The organism is Algoriphagus terrigena DSM 22685 (assembly GCF_000429445.1).
Classification (GTDB): Bacteria; Bacteroidota; Bacteroidia; order Cytophagales; family Cyclobacteriaceae; genus Algoriphagus; species Algoriphagus terrigena.
Window position 1 is genome coordinate 203,929 of sequence record NZ_AUBW01000004.1, and the last position, 17,621, is coordinate 221,549.

A 17,621-nucleotide genomic window follows, 5' to 3' on the forward strand; every position below is an offset into this window, starting at 1 on the left:
ATTATGCAGTCGCATATTCTTTGACGGGTATCTTGTTGAGCGCATCGACAAAGGCCTGCGCTGAGGCCAAAACGATGTCATTGTTTGAGGCAAAACCATAATAAGGTTTGTCCGATTTGATCAGACGCATGTGGACTTTGGCCACGTCGTCACTGCCATGTGTGATGGCTTGAATGAGAAACTCTTCCAGTTCCACCTGCGGTTTGACGATTTGTTCAATGGATTTCAAAACTGCATCTACCGGCCCTACTCCACTGGAGGTGGCGGTGTACTTTTCGTTTCCTATCTTCAAACTCACCTCAGCGTTGATCTCTCCATTGGATGAATAGCTGACGTTCTCCAGCTCGATGAAGTTGGACTCGTCCATGTACTTTCCAACCAATTCCAGAAGATCCTTGCGGCCAATGTCCCGCTTGGAATCTGCCAAAACCAAGAAAGCTTCATATACGACGCGCAATTCCTCGCCCTCGAGCTCCGCTCCCAAAGCATCCAAGTGATGCTTCAATGCAGCTCTGCCGGATCTAGCGGTCAATACGATGGTTGATTCATCCACCCCAACTTCCTTCGGATCGATGATTTCGTAGTTTTCTCTGTGTTTCAAAACCCCATCCTGATGGATGCCCGAAGAGTGCGCGAAAGCATTTCTTCCCACGATTGCCTTGTTAGGCTGTACTGGCATATTCATCAGCTTGGAAACCAAGCGGCTCGTCTTGTAGATCCTTGGAGTGACTATATCGGTGTAGACCGGAATGGATTTGTGCGATTTGATCGCCATCACCACTTCCTCCATGGAGGTATTTCCGGCACGTTCGCCAATCCCGTTGATCGTGACTTCTACCTGTCTGGCACCGTGCTGCACTCCTGAGATGGTATTGGCAGTTGCCATTCCCAAGTCGTTGTGGCAATGCGTCGCAATGATGGCTTTGTCGATGTTTGGTACGTTGTTTTTCAAGCTCGCGATGATCGCGCCGTATTGCTCCGGAAGGCAGTAGCCAGTGGTGTCGGGGATGTTGACTACGGTAGCTCCGGCCTTGATGACTTCCTCGATGATTCTGCAAAGGAACTCCGGCTCAGAACGGCCGGCATCCTCTGCGTAAAACTCTACATCTTCCACAAATCGCTTTGCAAACTTCACCGCAGCTACTCCCCGGGCAATGATGTCCTCGGGGGTAGAGCGGAGTTTGTATTGGATGTGGAAAGGAGAAACGCCGATTCCGGTATGAATTCGCCCCTTTTTGGCATATTTGAGTGCTGCGGCAGCGACTTCGATATCTTTCTCTACAGCACGGGAAAGTGCGCAAATGATCGGGTTGGAAACCGCTTTGGAAATCTCCTGAACGGAGAGGAAATCCCCCGGGCTGGAAATCGGAAAGCCTGCCTCAATAATATCCACGCCGAGCGCTTCGAGGGCTTGAGCAACAACGATCTTTTCCTGGGTATTCAACTGGCACCCGGGCACTTGTTCCCCGTCTCTCAGGGTTGTATCAAAAATCCACAGCTTTTCACTCATAATATCTGGGGTTTGGGTTTTTAATTATTTTCTGGTCTCAACTGACGGACGACTGCACCCGCCTGCCACATTTCAGACTCACGCAATTCTTTCAATTCAGCCTCGAGCTTTTCTCTGTAATCGGCCTTAGAGTTGGAATCGATTGACTTTTGAGCTTCCTGACCAGTTTTCACGGAGTCATAAAGTGCTTCAAAAACCGGCTTGGTTGCATCACGGAAGGGTTTCCACCAATCCAATGCACCTCTCTGCGCAGTAGTTGAGCAGTTTGCATACATCCAATCCATGCCGTTTTCAGCGACCAATGGCATCAATGACTGAGTCAATTCTTCCACGGTCTCGTTGAACGCTTCAGACGGCGTGTGGCCATTTGATCTCAACACTTCGTACTGTGCTGCGAAAATCCCCTGGATGGCTCCCATCAAAGTTCCTCTTTCGCCAGTCAAATCGGAAGTCACCTCACGGTAGAAATCTGTCTCGAACAAATATCCTGAACCTACACCGATACCCAGTGCAACAACACGGTCCTTGGCTTTGCCAGTTCCATCCTGGAAGATTGCATAGGAAGAGTTCAAGCCTCTGCCTTCTACAAACATTCTTCTCAGAGAAGTTCCGGAACCTTTTGGAGCTACCAAGATCACATCCACGTCAGCTGGAGGGATGATGCCGGTTTTTTCCTTGTAAGTCACGCCGAATCCGTGAGAGAAGTAAAGCGCTTTGCCTGGAGTCAGGTGTTTTTTGACGGTTGGCCAAAGGGTAATCTGACCAGCATCAGAAAGCAGGAATTGAATAATCGTGCCTTTTTCGCACGCTTCTTCGATTTCAAACAGGGTTTCACCCGGAACCCATCCGTCAGAAACGGCTTTGTCCCAAGTTTTGGAGCCTTTTCTCTGGCCCACGATCACGTTGAAGCCGTTGTCCTTCAGGTTGAGCGCCTGACCTGGGCCTTGCACGCCGTAACCGATTACAGCAATTACTTCTTCCTTGAGCACCTCACGGGCTTTTTCCAATGGAAATTCATCCCTGGTAACTACGTTTTCTTCAACTGATCCGAATTTTAATTTCATAAGTTTATAGTTTGATTTTTAAAGGCTATATGGAATCTCGCTTGGCTGCTCGATTTCATGATATTAGGTTTAATAGTTTGATATTTATTGAGTTGAGTTTTTACTTGATAAACGATTCGATGGTGAGCATTCGCTTTGCGACAGCCACTCGTCCGGATCTGGCAAATTCCGACAAGCCGTAGCCCTTGAGGATTTCGAGCAGTTCTTGGGTTTGCTCTTTGTGTCCGGTAAGCTCCAGCACCACAAACTCAGGCTCGGCAGCGATGATCTTTGCGTTATGCTGACGGATGATTTTCTCCAATCCCGCATCCAAACGGGAAACAGGGATTTTATAAAGCGCAATTTCCTGATACACGACCCCTTCGTCTTCATGGTAAAACGCCTTGATCACGTCGATGATTTTCTCGATCTGATTGACGAGCTGGATGACGGTGTCCTCGTTGGCGGTCACCTCGATAGTGATCCGATGAATGCCGGGAATGCGGCTTTCGGAGGCGGTCAGTGCATCAATATTGATCCCTCGTCGGGTAAAAATGATGGTGATCCTGTTGAGAATTCCGATGAAATTCTCGGTGATGACGAAAATGGTGTAACGCTTCATAGGATAGGTTTGAATTAGCTGAGTCTGACCTCTTCTACCGAGCAGCCTGTCGCGATCATCGGGAACACGTTGTCTTCCTTCTCGACGACCACTTCCAAGAAGAATGGGCCGTCATGGATAAACATATCTTCGATGGCTTCCTTCAGGTCAACCCGATCAGAAACTTTTTGAGATTTGATGTTATAGGCTTCGGCAATCTTGACAAAGTCCGGATTGTCCAATTCGGTAAATGAATAGCGCTTGTCAAAGAACATCTGCTGCCACTGGCGCACCATTCCGAGATAGTTGTTATTCAAAAGTACAATTTTCACTGGCGCTTTGGTCTGCATGATGGTGCCAAGCTCCTGAATCGTCATCTGGATTCCCCCGTCACCGACCACACAGATCACCTGGCGGGAATAGTCATGAAGCTGTGCTCCAAGCGCTGCCGGAAGGGCAAAGCCCATTGTCCCCAATCCTCCGGAAGTCACCTGAGTTCTCGGTCTTTTGTAATTGAAATATCTCCAAGCGATCATCTGATGCTGCCCGACGTCAGTCACCAACACCGCATCGTCGGCTTTGTACTGGTTGACCTGATGGATGACTTCACCCATGGTCAGCCCCATTTTAGTGGGAGTGATGTCGTGTTGAACGACCTCTGCCTTCTCTTGCTGCTCGAGTTCACGGAATCTGCCCATCCAGGAATCGTGCTTTTTACCTTCAACTGCTTCATTCAGCAAAGACAAGCTCTCGCGACAGTCGCCCATGACGGCAACTTCCACCTTTACATTCTTATTGACTTCGGCTGGGTCTAGCTCCAAATGGATGACCTTGGCCTGTTTTGCATAACGTTTCAGATCTCCAGTCACCCGATCGTCAAACCGCATCCCAACAGCAATGAGAACGTCACATTGATTGGTGAGCATGTTTGGAGCGTAGTTACCGTGCATCCCAAGTTTTCCTACATAGTTTGGATGATCTTGTGGAAGTGCGCCGGAGCCCAAGAGCGTTGAAGCGGCAGGTATTCCTGTCTTTTCAAGGAAAAACTTCAGTTCTGCTTCTGCTTTACCCAAGACAACTCCCTGGCCAAATAGCAGATAAGGGCGCTCGGCCTTGTTAATCAATTCGGCAGCTTGCTGAATCTTGGTCTTCTCGACTGCAACGTAGGTCTTAAAGGATCTGAATCCCAGACAAGGCACATAGTTAAACTCGCCGAAATCAGTCTGGGCGTTCTTGGTGATGTCAATCAACACAGGCCCCGGTCTTCCCGAACGGGCTATGAAGAATCCTTTGGCGATCGCAGGCGCTATATCCTCAACTCTTCGGACTTGAATGTTCCATTTGGTGGCTGGCATAGAAATACCCACCACGTCAGTTTCCTGAAAGGCATCAGTCCCCAATAGATGTGCCGCTACCTGGCCTGTGATACAGACCAAAGGCGTGCTGTCGATTTGGGCATCGGCAAGACCCGTGATCAGGTTGGTCGCCCCGGGTCCAGAAGTTGCGATACAAACACCGACTTTTCCAGAGACACGGGCGTAGCCCTGAGCAGCGTGGATCGCTCCTTGCTCATGGCGGGTCAAGACATGCTTGACCTGATCATGGTAATCATAGAGAGCATCATACACCGGCATGATTGCTCCACCGGGATAGCCAAAAATAACTTCGGCCTGCTCTGCGATAAGTGACCGAACAACTATGTCCGCACCTCTGATCATCATGTCCTTCATAGGCTTAAAATTTATCTGTTACGCAACCCTCAGAAGCGGTTGCCACAAGTTTGTTGTATTTTTTGAGAGTCCCCTGCAGATCCTGTATCGGTCTTGGCGACCAAGTATTTCTGCGGTTTGCAAATTCTTCCTCGGAAACTGCGGCCGACAACTCCAGTGCATCGGCATCTATTGTGATGATGTCTCCGTCCTTCAGCAATCCAATCGGACCACCGCACCAAGCCTCAGGAGTAACGTGCCCCACGACAAATCCGTGCGTCCCGCCTGAGAATCTTCCATCGGTAATCAAAGCCACGTCTGATCCAAGCCCCGCACCAATAATCATAGAAGTAGGCTTGAGCATTTCCGGCATTCCGGGAGCTCCCTTTGGTCCGACACTTCGGATGACGATCACGTCCCCTGACTTCACTTGATGATCCCGGATCGCATCGTTGGCTTCCTGCTCGGAATCGTAGACTTTGGCAGGCCCTGTGAAGGAGGTTCCTTCCTTGCCAGTGATCTTCGAGACTGCACCTTCAGGAGCTAGATTGCCCTTGAGTATACAAAGGTGTCCGGTCTTCTTTAATGGAGTCTCTATCGGGTGGATGACGTTGACCATCGAGGGAACGATTGGATCGATGTCTGCAAGATTTTCCGCCAAGGTCTTTCCTGTCACAGTCATGCAATCACCATGGAGGTATCCTTTTTCGAGGAAATACTTCATGAAAGCAGGCAATCCTCCTTGCTCATGGAGGTCTTCCATCATGAACTTGCCGGATGGCTTAAAGTCACCCAACATAGGAGTGGTGGCATTGATTGCTTTGAAGTCTTCCAGCGTAAAGTCAACGCCTGCGGTTCTGGCAATAGCCAGTAAGTGCAATACTGCATTGGTACTTCCGCCCAAGGCGATCGTGACGCGGACGGCGTTTTCAATGCTTTTGCGGGTGATGATGTCTTTTGGTTTGATGTCATTTTCCAAAAGGATCCGCATGTACTTGTTCACATCCTGGCATTCTCTGAGTTTCTCAGGAGAGTTGGCAGGATAAGAAGCGGAATACGGAAGTGACATTCCCATCGCCTCAATGGCCGAGCTCATGGTGTTGGCAGTGTACATTCCTCCACAGGCGCCTTTGCCCGGGCAGGAATTGCGAATTACGCCGTCGTAGTCTTCGTCGGAGATATTTCCCTGGACTCTTTTTCCGAAAGCTTCAAAAGCAGAGACGATGTTCAGCTTTTCTCCTTTATAGTTACCAGAAGCAATGGTACCGCCATATACCAAGATGGAAGGGCGATTGATCCGCAGCATTCCCATCACGGCGCCGGGCATATTTTTGTCACAGCCAGCCACAGCGATGCAGGAGTCAAAGGAATGGCCCAAGATGAAGGACTCGATAGAGTCTGCAATGATCTCTCTGGAGACCAGCGAATAGCGCATCCCGAGCGTACCCATGGAGGTACCGTCAGAGATACCGATGGTATTAAAAACCAAACCGGTCAGATCATATTCCTGGGAGGATTGTTTGATCAGACCGGCGAAGTCATTCAGGTGCATATTGCAGGGGTTACTTTCATAGCCACAACTCGCTATCCCTACAAAAGGCTGTTTCATCTTCTTATCACTCAAGCCAGTGGCATACAGCATGGCTTTGCCTGCCGGATGCTCGTCGTTGTCACTGATTTCCCAACTGTATTTCTTAAGATTTCTAGGGGTCATATTGCTGATAAATAAAAAAGTGCCTCAGGTCGGTGAGGCACTTTAGATTTTTATATACTGGATTATAATGGTCTAATGCCTCACTTCGAAAATCCGACGAGAATAATAAAGCTTAGGAGGACGACCAAAGGTAAAGACATATCGCGGTTTGAGGTTTGATGCTTCGTTTGCGAATCACATGACAATATTAAAACCCAATCTTGAGACTTACAATATTTAATTCTTTGCAAATCCTTTTTAACAGACTTTAATATTAGGGAAAAATATTTTTTATGAAACATTATTTCGTTTTTTTGAAAATATCAAAATCAATTTTTCAAAAACCCACCGAAAAAGAAGGCTTGTCGAAATTTTGTATCGATTTCGAGATAATTCAAATTTTTCGAAAATTTATTCTCTTTTAATTAAGAAAAAAAATGATACACTGATAAATCCTTAAAATTTGTCGGGAAGTTTAGGGATTTTCTCAAAGACAGCAAGGAATTCTTTCTCAATCTAATTCCCTTATTTTTGCCCAAACCCTTTTTCAGAATGATCGGCTTCCCCAACGCAAAAATCAACCTTGGCCTTCACATCACCTCCAAGAGGAAGGACGGCTACCATGAAATCGAGACGTGCATGGTCCCGATTCCGCTTTTTGACGCATTGGAGATGATCTTGGACAAGAAGACAACCTGGAATTCCACGGGACTGTCGATTCCTGGAGATGCTAAAGACAATCTCATTCTCAAAGCGGAAAAACTGTTGAGGAAAGATTTCCAAGGCCTGCCAAATCTGAGTATCCATCTGCACAAGAATATCCCCATGGGCGCTGGCTTGGGCGGGGGATCGGCTGACGGAGCTTTTGCGCTGAAACTGATGAGCAACCTGTTTGACCTGCACCTCGATGAGTTCTTTTTGGAGGAATATGCGGGGCAGCTTGGGAGTGACTGCCCATTTTTCATCGGAAATACCCCGGCAATCGCCCGGGGAAGGGGTGAGATTCTTGAGCCGATTGACCTGTCTTTAAAAGGAGTCCATTTGGTACTGATCAACCCAGGCATCCATATCGGCACTAAGGAAGCTTATGCCGGAGTGATTCCCTCCCCGCCGAAAGTGAAATTAGAGGAAATTCTCGCCGACCGCAGCCGTTGGAAAACTGACTTGGTGAATGACTTCGAACTTAGCGTCTTTAGTATGTATCCGGAAATCGGAGAGATTAAAGAGAAAATGTACGCTTCAGGCGCTTTCTACGCCTCGATGTCCGGCTCGGGATCTTCTGTTTTCGGATTGTTTCAGGAAAAGCCTTCCGAATTAAGCTGGAAAGAAGAATACTTTGTCTTTGAAGGAGAGTTGTAAAAAATTCAACATCAGTGTGTTGCCCCTTTATTTTATCTTTTATATTTGTGAATCATAAATATAAAACACAATGGCAACTTTCACCAGTACGCTTCCCGACGACCTGCTCCAGCGACTCGCCGACTATGCCAAAAAGCTTTCGCTTCCCAAAAACAAGCTGATCGAAAATGCCCTCAACCTCTACCTTGATCATCTGAAGCGGGCCGAATATGTCAAATCCTACCGTACCGCCGACGATGACGAAGACATTCTCATGGTTGCGGAAGAAGGAATGGACTCCTACCTCAAGCAGATCAACGATGAGGCAAGGTGAAATCTGGATATCCGACCTCAATCCGGTCGTCGGTTCCGAGCAATCTGGGAGACGACCGGTGGTCATCCTTAGTGGCAACCTGATGAACAAATTCCTCCAAGTCGTGATCACTGCACCGCTGACATCTAAGATCAAAAACTATCAGGGAAATCCGATCCTAGAACCTTCTTCAAGAAATGGATTGAAAGTCGTTTCCGAATTAATGGTATTTCATATTCGATCTATTTCCAAAGACCGCTTGATCGAGAAAGTCGGTGATATCCGAGAGGCGGAGTTGAAGGAAGCTTTGGCGACGCTGAAGGATATCACCACACTTTAAAAAGCATTTTTCAACCCAAAGGCCGGATGGGCTTTTTTCTCCTACTCCAATAACTCATCAGAGGATACAGCAAGACCGACACCAAGATGATCAGCGTACCGAGGTAGAACTGGGGTGTCATCTTTTCGCTTTCTCCAAAGATCAAAACCGCCAATACAATCCCATATACCGGTTCAAGATTGATGGTAAGATTGATCGTAAAAACCGACAGCCGCTTCATCAGCTCCACCGACACCGAAAAAGCATAAACGGTACAGACTCCTCCCAAAATAAGCAACCAGAGCCAGTCCAATCCTTCCCAAGCAAACTGCAATGGCTCGCCACCGCTGATAAAGGCTGCATAAACCGGCATGAAAGCCAGCGCAAACAGGCAGGCGGCGGCCATCTCATAGAAAGTAATCTGATAGGGTGTGTGTCGCCGCGTGAGTCGTCCGTTAAGTACGGAAAACAACGCCCCAAAAAATGCAGCGACCAAGGCCATAGACAAGCCCATCCAATAGCCGGTTTCAAACTGGAAGATTACCAGCAAGCCCGAAATCACCAACAGACCCAAGGCCACCTCGTACCATTTGATCTTCGTGCGATTGATCATCGGGTCGACAAATGCTGTCCAGAGCGAAGTCGTCGCCATCCCCGCCAGACACACGGAAGCAGTGGAGAGTCGCGCAGACCAGAAAAAGAAGATCCAATGCAGGGAGATCAACACACCCACTCCGGCAATCTTCAGAAGTTGCGGCAGCGTGACGGCGAGCGGCTTTTTCCTCAAAAAAGCAACCAAAGCGACTCCAACAGCCGCAATCAGCGTACGATAAAACACTAACTCCAGAGAAGGTAGACTGATCAGCAAGCCCAAAATGGCCGTAAATCCCCATATCAACACGATGAAATGAAGTAAGAAATAATCTTTGATCGTGGCCTTGCCAATCATCTATCTCGGCACAGTTTTATAGAGCACCAGACCCGTCACCGCAAAGATGATATTGGGCAACCAAACCGCGAAGATCGGGTACTGAGTGCCGTTTTCTGCGAAAGTCCGGGAAAGAATAAAAAGGAGGATATAGATAAAAGCCAAGAGGAATCCCATGGCAATCTGGAACCCGGATCCACCACGTGTCTTCCGGGCGGACATGATCACGCCGATAAAAGTCAAAATCAACGCCGCAAAAGGCGACATAAACCGCACATACCGCTCGATCCGATAGAAGTTTACATTGTCGGCTCCGCGCTCTTCCAGGACCTTGATTTGGCGGCTCAGTTCCGGCAGCTTCAAGGTCTCGTGATGGTTTTCGGGCAGGTCAAAATCCGCCGGAGTGATCGAGAGCACGGTATCCAACTCTTCACCAACCGTGTACTTCTCTCCCCTTTCCTGAATCTCACGCAGCCGCCAGTTGATCAGCTTCCAAGCATTCTTGGTTGTATCCCACTGGATCCTGTCGGAGGAAAGCTTCGCCAAAAGCTGCCCGTCCCGGATCTCTTCCAGCGTGAAGTTGTACCCGGTATTCCCGGTCTTGAAGTATCGGGTCAAAAAGGCGTAGGCATCGGGCCCGACTTTGATATGAATATTCGGGTCAGTCGAGGCTTTCCCTTTGTCCAGGTAGGCAATTTTAAACTGGGAAATCCCGGCATTGGCGCCGGGCAACACCCATCCATTCATCAAAAAACTAATCCCACCGATCATCGCCGCGCCAAAGAGAAAGGGCCGAAGCATCCTCACAAAACTCACCCCAGAACTCAAAATTGCCACAATCTCTGTCCGCTCAGCCATCTTGGATGTGATGAAGATCACCGCAATAAATACCGTGATTGGCGTCAGGAGATTATTGAGGTAGAGCCCATAGTTTCCCATGTATCGGAAGATCTCACCGGCAGGAACGGAGTTGCGGATATAGGCATCGTTCTTTTCCGTAAAGTCCAAAACCAACACAATCAGGATCAGCATGACGACCACAAAAAAGTAGGTCTTCAAAAATTCCTTAATGATCAGCTTGTCGAGAATCTTCATACTTAAAGTCTGGTGCTCACTTTTTTTACCATCTGGTCTTTCCAAACGGCAAAATCACCCGCCAAGATATGTTCTCTGGCTTGGCCTACCAGCCAAAGGTAAAAACTAAGGTTATGTATACTTGCAATCTGCGCAGCCAAGATCTCCTTGGAAACTGTCAGATGGCGCAAATAGGCTTTGGAATAAAAAGTACTGGCATAGTTGCCGATGATTGGATCGATGGGGCTGAAATCATCCTTCCATTTTTCGTTACGGATATTGATAATTCCCTCGGAGGTGAACAGCATCCCGTTTCTCGCATTGCGGGTGGGCATGACGCAGTCAAACATATCCACTCCCAAGGCAATGCACTCTAGGATATTTGCAGGCGTACCCACTCCCATCAGGTACCGGGGCTTGTCAGAAGGCAGAATATCGGTCACCAACTCAGTCATTTCGTACATCATCTCGGCCGGTTCCCCAACCGAGAGCCCCCCAATCGCATTGCCCTCCCGTCCGCGGGAAGCGATAAACTCCGCACTTTGCTTACGCAAATCCTTGTAAACAGAACCCTGCACAATAGGAAAAAACGTCTGGCTGTAGCCGTATTTTCCCGATGTGGTATCAAATCGCTGAATGCAGCGATCCAGCCAGCGGTGAGTCATCTCCATGGAATTGCGTGCATAGCCGTACTCGCAGGGATACGGCGTACACTCATCAAAGGCCATGATAATATCCGCACCGATCGTCCGCTGGATATCCATGACTCCCTCAGGAGAAAAAATATGTTTCGACCCGTCGATGTGGGATTTGAAGGTGACTCCTTCTTCTTTGATCTTTCGGGTTCCGGATAAAGAAAACACCTGATACCCTCCAGAGTCAGTCAAGATCGGCCGATCCCAGCCGTTGAATTTGTGTAATCCACCCGCCCGCTCCAGCACATCGAGTCCTGGTCGCAGATAGAGATGGTAGGTGTTGCCCAGGATAATCTGGGCCTGGATGTCTTCCTTGAGCTCTCGCTGATGAACCGCCTTCACCGTGCCCGCCGTACCGACCGGCATGAAAATCGGAGTCTGGATTACTCCGTGATCGGTGGTGATGGTGCCTACACGGGCTTTGGACTGGGAATCTTTTTTTTCTAAGGTGAACTTCATGTCTTGCTCAACACTTTGCGGAAACTATCCGCAAACTGACTGGTTTAGCCTGCAAAAATATCCACTTATTCCTAAATGACTTGCTCAAATTGATTATATATTTGCCCAGCAAAATCGACCTATGGGCCTATTTTTACTCTGGTTTTTCTTTGGCATCGGCGTTATCATTCAGGCAGTTTACCTCCTGGTGATATTCGGACGAACAGCCTGGTTCAAATCACTCAACAAGTCTTCGAAAAACCAAAACCCTGAAGAGGGCGTGACTGTGCTTGTGGCAGCTCACAATGAATTTCAAAACCTCAAAGTCCTCATTCCCAAACTTTTCGAGCAGGATTACCCCAAGTTTGACGTCATGATCGTCAATGACCGGAGTACTGATCGCACCAAGCGGCTACTGGAGGAAATGATGGAACGCTATCCCAAACTTCGCTCTGTCACGATCAAATACACCCCCAAACACGTCACTCCGAAAAAATTTGCGCTCACTCTCGGTATCAAAGTGGCCAAAAACGACGTCATCCTATTGACCGACGCAGACTGCATGCCGACAAGTGACCAATGGATACGAAAAATGACCGCCCCGGTAAGGGAGGCTGACAAAACCTTTTCGCTGGGATTCTCCGGCTATGAGGTCAAGCCGAGCCTTTTAAACAAGTGGATTCAGTTTGAAACACTCCTGACAGCCTTGTTTTACTTTTCCTTTGGACTTTGGAAAGCACCTTTTATGGGCGTGGGAAGAAATCTCTGCTACCGCAAAAGCTTTTTTATGGAAGCAAAGGGCTTCAAAGGAATCTGGCACCTGGAAGGCGGCGACGACGACCTCTTTGTGAATCGATACGCAACGGGGAGAAACACTTCCATGGTACTGGACCCGGCAGCCAATACCACCTCGATCCCCAAAGAAACCTGGAAAGAGTACTTGGTTCAGAAAAAACGCCACCTCCATGCCGGAAAATACTACCGCAGTGAAGACCAGCGAAAGATTGGACTATTCCCCCTTTCGCATGGACTATTCTGGATTGGAGGCATTGGATTGCTGATTTATTCCGGAATCGGACAGCAATGGGAACAATTTGCAGCCGTTTTGGGTATTATTCTTTTACGGTCGTTTTTTGTGCTGAGGATCTTCAAGTCCGCATCCAAGACGATTCAGGGTTCTGCTACCCCGATGAATATCCTAGTCAATGATTTTATATATCTGGGTTATTTTTGGGTTTTGGGATCGGTATCTTACCAATCAAAAGACATCCAATGGAAATAAACGAACGCGGTTTTTCGAACAAAGCTCTCGAGGATTTTGATCTGATCGACAAGGCTGTCCTAGAAAAAGACCAGCAGGCCTACGCTACCCTGATGAAGCGGTACAAAAAGGCCGTTTATTTCATGATCCTGAAGATGATCCGGGATGCTGACGACGCAGAGGATCTGACGATGGAGGCTTTTGCCAAAGCATTCCGCAATCTGGAGCGCTTCAAAAAGGACTACACCTTTTCCACCTGGCTTTTCCGCATCGCTACCAATAATACCATTGACTTCATCCGGAAGAAAAAGCTCAAAACCATGAGCCTCAACAACACCCTCTCTGACGACAGTGGCAACTCGGTCAATATCGATGTCGAGGACGATGACAACAATCCCCAGGATCAGTTTATCCGCTCACAGCGGATCGATATGGTGAGGATTTTTGTGGACAAACTCCCGGCTAAATACCGCAAACTCGTTCAGCTGCGCTACTTTGACGAACTTTCCTATGAGGAAATTGCCCAAGAACTGGACAAGCCACTCGGCACTGTAAAGGCACAGCTGCATCGCTCCCGGGAGCTGCTTTACGAAATCGCCTCCGGCAAAGAAAAACACATCTAATGAATCCAGGCACCCAGCTGATCCTTTCTTATTTCCCAAATCTGAGCGAAAAACAGATCGGGCAATTTGACCGACTGCAAGAACTCTATGATGACTGGAACTCCAAGATCAACGTGATCAGCCGCAAGGACATGGAGCAGTTCTACGTTCACCACGTGCTGCATTCACTGGGCATCGCCAAGGTGACAACTTTCCAGCCCGGCACCAAGATACTCGATATCGGCACCGGAGGAGGTTTTCCCGGAATTCCGCTGGCGATACTTTTCCCTGAAGTGCATTTCCACCTGGTCGATTCGATCGGGAAGAAAATCAACGTCGTCAAAGAGGTAGCCAGAGCGCTGAAGCTGTCAAATGTCGAAGCGCAGCAAGCCCGCGCAGAGGAACTGGTGAGAAAGTATGACTTTGTGGTCAGCCGTGCCGTCACCCGCATGGCCAATTTTTACCCTTGGGTCAAAGGAAAAATCAAGCTGGAAGACTTTAATGAGTTCCAAAACGGTATTCTCTATCTCAAAGGCGGCGACGTGGACGAGGAAATGGAAGAGTTGGACAAATCCTATGTCAGTTACCATCTGGAGGACTATTTCAAGGAAGACTTTTTTGAGACCAAAAAGGTCGTCTACATGCCTTGGGAGGATAAGAGGTGAAAATTTATTTTTTTGAATTTCAGTAGCCGAAAAAATACCCAGTACGATTTATTGTTTCACCCATGCAATGCTCGGTTTTTATGAGCTGGAATTTATAGCGCCTATTGGCATTTTTGAGCTTAGAATATTCGCTGGTTTTTCTTTTTGTCGCTATCTCCGAAGATGATTTTTCCACAGTTCTCCCGTCTAAATACCTCACTAAGATTTTTTAACAAAATAGTTACGCTATTTTTAAAAAATAATTAATAATATAACAGCGTTAAGCCGTTTGTCTGAATCGTTTGGTGATTACCGACTTTATCGAAAGACCAACTGGGTTGAAAGAATTTCTGAGTTCGTCAAGCATTGAGCAAAGAAGAAAGAAGTGAATGACCTCTTTTTTTTGAAGTCGCGCTTCAAGGGTTAGTATGTGATTAAGGTCATGAAAGGGCTGGAAAAGTAAAGCGCCTGCATTTTCAACTGAGCCAGATTCGCCACTTTCCATCCAAGCTTGACCTTGATTATCTTATGCAAAAGATGATCGACAATGATTTTTGAAATGGAGTCTAGTTTTTATTCATGGATTTTATAGTTAAAAAATATAACGCTGAAAAAAATGAAATTTTTCCTTTCATTCCTTCTTTTGCTTGCCATCACCTTTGCATCGCAAGCCCAATCCAAACTCACTATTCGGGGAACAGTGAAAGACACCACCAACCTCCCGCTCGACTACACCTCTGTACTTCTTCTTAGTCCAAAAGATTCTGCCCTGGTGGCCTATACTTTGACTAATAAAGCCGGAGAATACCAATTCAAGAACGTGGATCGCCAACCACTGCTCATCAAAGCTACCTATATGGGCTACCTACCCGTCCAAAAGGAACTGGTACTGCCCGAAACAGATGTTTTGGAAGTGGACGAGATTTACTTAGAACCGATCCTTCAGGAACTCTATGAGGTGGTGGTGAAAGCCGCCAAAGCACCTTTGATGATGCGTGGCGACACTCTAGAATATGATGCCAGCAAATTCAAAGTACCGCCTGGAGCGACTTTGGAAGATTTACTGCGCAAGCTACCCGGGATGCAGATTGATGCGAATGGGAATATAGTAGCGCAAGGACAACAAGTGCAGAAAGTAACGGTAGATGGAAGGCGTTTTTTTGGAGGAAATACCAAAATGGCCACGCAAAACCTCAATGCCGAATCAATAAGCAAGCTTCAGCTATTTGATGACAAGTCGGAACAGTCCAAACTCACAGGCGTGGAAGATGGTGTGAAGGAAAAAACCCTGAATGTGGAGCTAAAGGAAGAAGCAAAAAAAGGAGGTTTTGGCAAGATTTCAGCTGCAGGGGGCACAGATGAAAGATGGACTGCAAATGGATCATTCAACAAGTTTGATGATGTAAACCAGTTTTCAGTCATCGGCTATGGCAACAATGTCAACCAATCCGGCCTGAGCTGGGATGACCTGCAGGAGTTTAGAGGGAGCAATGCTTTCCAATTTGGCGACACCGGCGACTTTGGTTTTAATGGAAGTGGCGGGATGAATTACATTTCTTTTTCGGGTGGGGACAATGAGGAATCCTTCGAAATCCCCTTCAATAATCTCAACTCAGGTTTTTCTAACAATCAGGCTATTGGAGTCAATTACAACTACCTGAAAGGCAAAAAGGACTTCAGTACCAACTATTTCTATAGCCGTAGTGACCAAATCCTGGAGAGCGTCAACAGCAGAACCAACTTTCTACAGGACAATACCTCCTTCACTTCCACTGACCAAAGCGTACAAAACAACGTAGCAGGTCACCATCGGGCAAATCTTCGATTCCAAAATGAGCTAGACAGCGCCAACACCATTACCATAAATGCGAAGGGAAGGCTAAGTACACTTAGTACCTTATTGCTCAGCCATCAGGAGCTGATAGACAGTAGCATGGAGCAAAGCCAAATGGACAGGAACAACCAATCAGACAAATGGTCAGGAGCTTTTCAAGGCACAGCAATCTATCGGCATAAATTCAAAAAAAATGGGCGAAATTTTGCTGCCAGCATCAGTGATACCTGGAGCAAGGCAGACCAGGATGGCACCCAAAAAGCCATTGCGGACATGATGGATTCAACGGATCCGAATAGCTATTTCCAAAGCTTGGATCAAGTGATCGAAGCCTTGAATGGCTCGAACCTGATCAAGTCAAGCTTACTCTATGTCGAACCCATCAAGAAAGTATTCTTCTGGGAGACTTTCTACAATTTCAGCCAATCTACGAGCGAAACAAACCGACAGGTATACGATGTGGAGAGAAGTGACATTAGAGAGCTAAATCCTGACCTCAGCCGGTTTTTTGACAACAAAATTACCTATAACAGGTTTGGCACCAGTTTCCGGTATGCGAATAAAGGTTCTAACCTAAGCGTGGGATTAGCCGCATCCGACTACCGACTCAACGGGCAATTTTCAGTGATAGAAGGCAGTGAGATCCTTGGCAGAGTAGACAAGAACTACTTCAATTTCACTCCCAATGTATCTTACTGGAAAACCATGAAGGGCAACAAGCGAATCAATGCAAGCTATGCCATGGGCGTGACTCCGCCAAGTATCGCAGACCTCCAGCCGTACAAGGACATTTCCAATCCGCTCTATATCCGTGAAGGAAATCCTGATCTTGAGCCACAAGTGTCCCATTCTTTCAATACCGGATACAACATGTATGATCCTGCGACTTTTATAAATCTCCAGTTCTCATTCAATGCTACGTTCTATCAAAATCAAGTCGTACAAAACCAGACTATAGATCCGGAAACCTTAGTGACTACCTACAAAGCAGGAAATGTGTCCGGAGGACAGCGTTATTACCCCTATGTCGGTTTTGGCTTTCCCATCGTAAAAACCAAGGCTAACGCATACCTATCGGCCAATCCATCCTATTCTAAGAGCTTCTCCCTAATCAATTCCATCGAAACGGAGACACATACTTATAGCCATAACTTTGGGGGAAACTTAGACCTGACACCGTTAGAATGGCTCAGCCTTTATGCCGGGGGATCATACCGCCTGAGCAAAACCAACTACGAACAAAACCCATCCCAAAACCAGGACATCATAAACTGGACTGTATATAGCAATATCAACATCAAATTCCCCAAAGATTTTTATCTAGATGTGAAATTCAACCACAACAGATATAAAAACGAAAGTTTTGGATTTGACCAGAAAGTGCCAATTCTCAATGCATCCGTCTACAAACTACTCGGTGAGGCGAAAAAATGGGAAATCAGACTATCAGCCAATGATATCTTTAATAAAAATCAGACCATCAGTCAGTATGCAGGACAAAACTACGTCTCCACTGGAAGAATTGAGACTTTGGCTAGATATTTCCTACTCGGATTGACCTACAACATGCGGGGAATAGAAGTGAAAAACAGAAGATAATTTAAACTAGCTGCCAATCT

At 47.2% G+C, this 17,621-nt stretch carries 15 protein-coding genes; 7 read left to right on the plus strand and 8 right to left on the minus strand.

What is annotated here, in order from left to right:
• Position 1: 1 nt before the first annotated feature.
• The 5 genes from G459_RS0103235 to ilvD all read right to left on the minus strand — a co-directional run bounded on the left by G459_RS0103235 (position 2) and on the right by ilvD (position 6,577).
• Positions 2-1,510: a 2-isopropylmalate synthase gene (locus tag G459_RS0103235; RefSeq protein WP_026966351.1), complete on the minus strand. Its 1,509-nt coding sequence runs from the start codon at positions 1,508-1,510 to the stop codon at positions 2-4.
• A gap of 20 nt (positions 1,511-1,530) precedes the next feature.
• Positions 1,531-2,574, minus strand: a complete 1,044-nt coding sequence (gene ilvC, locus G459_RS0103240; RefSeq protein ID WP_026966352.1) for a ketol-acid reductoisomerase — start codon at positions 2,572-2,574, stop codon at positions 1,531-1,533.
• 100 nt (positions 2,575-2,674) lie between these two features.
• Positions 2,675-3,175, minus strand: a complete 501-nt coding sequence (ilvN, locus tag G459_RS0103245) for an acetolactate synthase small subunit (protein WP_026966353.1) — start codon at positions 3,173-3,175, stop codon at positions 2,675-2,677.
• 14 nt (positions 3,176-3,189) lie between these two features.
• Complete coding sequence (ilvB, locus tag G459_RS0103250) at positions 3,190-4,884, minus strand: biosynthetic-type acetolactate synthase large subunit (RefSeq protein WP_026966354.1); 1,695 nt, start codon at positions 4,882-4,884, stop codon at positions 3,190-3,192.
• 4 nt (positions 4,885-4,888) lie between these two features.
• The gene (ilvD, locus tag G459_RS0103255) at positions 4,889-6,577 is read right to left on the minus strand and encodes a dihydroxy-acid dehydratase (RefSeq protein WP_035455080.1); all 1,689 of its coding nucleotides are present in this window, start codon (positions 6,575-6,577) and stop codon (positions 4,889-4,891) included.
• 531 nt (positions 6,578-7,108) lie between these two features.
• Between ilvD and ispE the strand changes: the two genes are divergently transcribed.
• The 3 genes from ispE (at position 7,109) to G459_RS0103280 (ending at position 8,547) form a co-directional block, all read left to right on the plus strand.
• Complete coding sequence (ispE, locus tag G459_RS0103270) at positions 7,109-7,915, plus strand: 4-(cytidine 5'-diphospho)-2-C-methyl-D-erythritol kinase (protein ID WP_026966356.1); 807 nt, start codon at positions 7,109-7,111, stop codon at positions 7,913-7,915.
• Positions 7,916-7,985: 70 nt separating this feature from the next.
• Positions 7,986-8,228, plus strand: coding sequence for a ribbon-helix-helix domain-containing protein (locus tag G459_RS0103275; RefSeq protein WP_026966357.1), 243 nt, complete (start codon positions 7,986-7,988; stop codon positions 8,226-8,228).
• Positions 8,215-8,547: a type II toxin-antitoxin system PemK/MazF family toxin gene (locus G459_RS0103280; protein WP_026966358.1), complete on the plus strand. Its 333-nt coding sequence runs from the start codon at positions 8,215-8,217 to the stop codon at positions 8,545-8,547. The genes G459_RS0103275 and G459_RS0103280 overlap by 14 nt, the downstream gene beginning before the upstream one ends.
• A gap of 10 nt (positions 8,548-8,557) precedes the next feature.
• Here G459_RS0103280 and G459_RS0103285 read toward each other — a convergent pair whose 3' ends face one another.
• Genes G459_RS0103285 through tgt form a run of 3 tightly spaced genes read right to left on the minus strand, consistent with a single transcriptional unit; the run spans position 8,558 to position 11,682 of the window.
• Complete coding sequence (locus G459_RS0103285) at positions 8,558-9,475, minus strand: DMT family transporter (protein WP_026966359.1); 918 nt, start codon at positions 9,473-9,475, stop codon at positions 8,558-8,560.
• Complete coding sequence (locus G459_RS0103290) at positions 9,476-10,549, minus strand: LptF/LptG family permease (protein ID WP_026966360.1); 1,074 nt, start codon at positions 10,547-10,549, stop codon at positions 9,476-9,478.
• 2 nt (positions 10,550-10,551) lie between these two features.
• The gene (tgt, locus tag G459_RS0103295) at positions 10,552-11,682 is read right to left on the minus strand and encodes a tRNA guanosine(34) transglycosylase Tgt (protein WP_026966361.1); all 1,131 of its coding nucleotides are present in this window, start codon (positions 11,680-11,682) and stop codon (positions 10,552-10,554) included.
• Positions 11,683-11,803: 121 nt separating this feature from the next.
• Between tgt and G459_RS0103300 the strand changes: the two genes are divergently transcribed.
• From G459_RS0103300 to G459_RS0103320, 4 genes are all read left to right on the plus strand, one after another.
• A complete protein-coding gene (locus tag G459_RS0103300; RefSeq protein WP_026966362.1) occupies positions 11,804-12,943 on the plus strand; it encodes a glycosyltransferase in 1,140 nt (379 codons plus the stop codon).
• A complete protein-coding gene (locus tag G459_RS0103305; protein ID WP_026966363.1) occupies positions 12,934-13,545 on the plus strand; it encodes an RNA polymerase sigma factor in 612 nt (203 codons plus the stop codon). The genes G459_RS0103300 and G459_RS0103305 overlap by 10 nt, the downstream gene beginning before the upstream one ends.
• Positions 13,545-14,189: a 16S rRNA (guanine(527)-N(7))-methyltransferase RsmG gene (gene rsmG / locus G459_RS0103310; protein ID WP_026966364.1), complete on the plus strand. Its 645-nt coding sequence runs from the start codon at positions 13,545-13,547 to the stop codon at positions 14,187-14,189. The genes G459_RS0103305 and rsmG overlap by 1 nt, the downstream gene beginning before the upstream one ends.
• A gap of 595 nt (positions 14,190-14,784) precedes the next feature.
• Positions 14,785-17,601 carry an outer membrane beta-barrel protein gene (locus tag G459_RS0103320; protein WP_026966366.1) on the plus strand — a complete coding sequence of 939 codons (2,817 nt, stop codon included), beginning with the start codon at positions 14,785-14,787 and terminating at the stop codon, positions 17,599-17,601.
• The last annotated feature ends 20 nt before the right edge of the window (positions 17,602-17,621 follow it).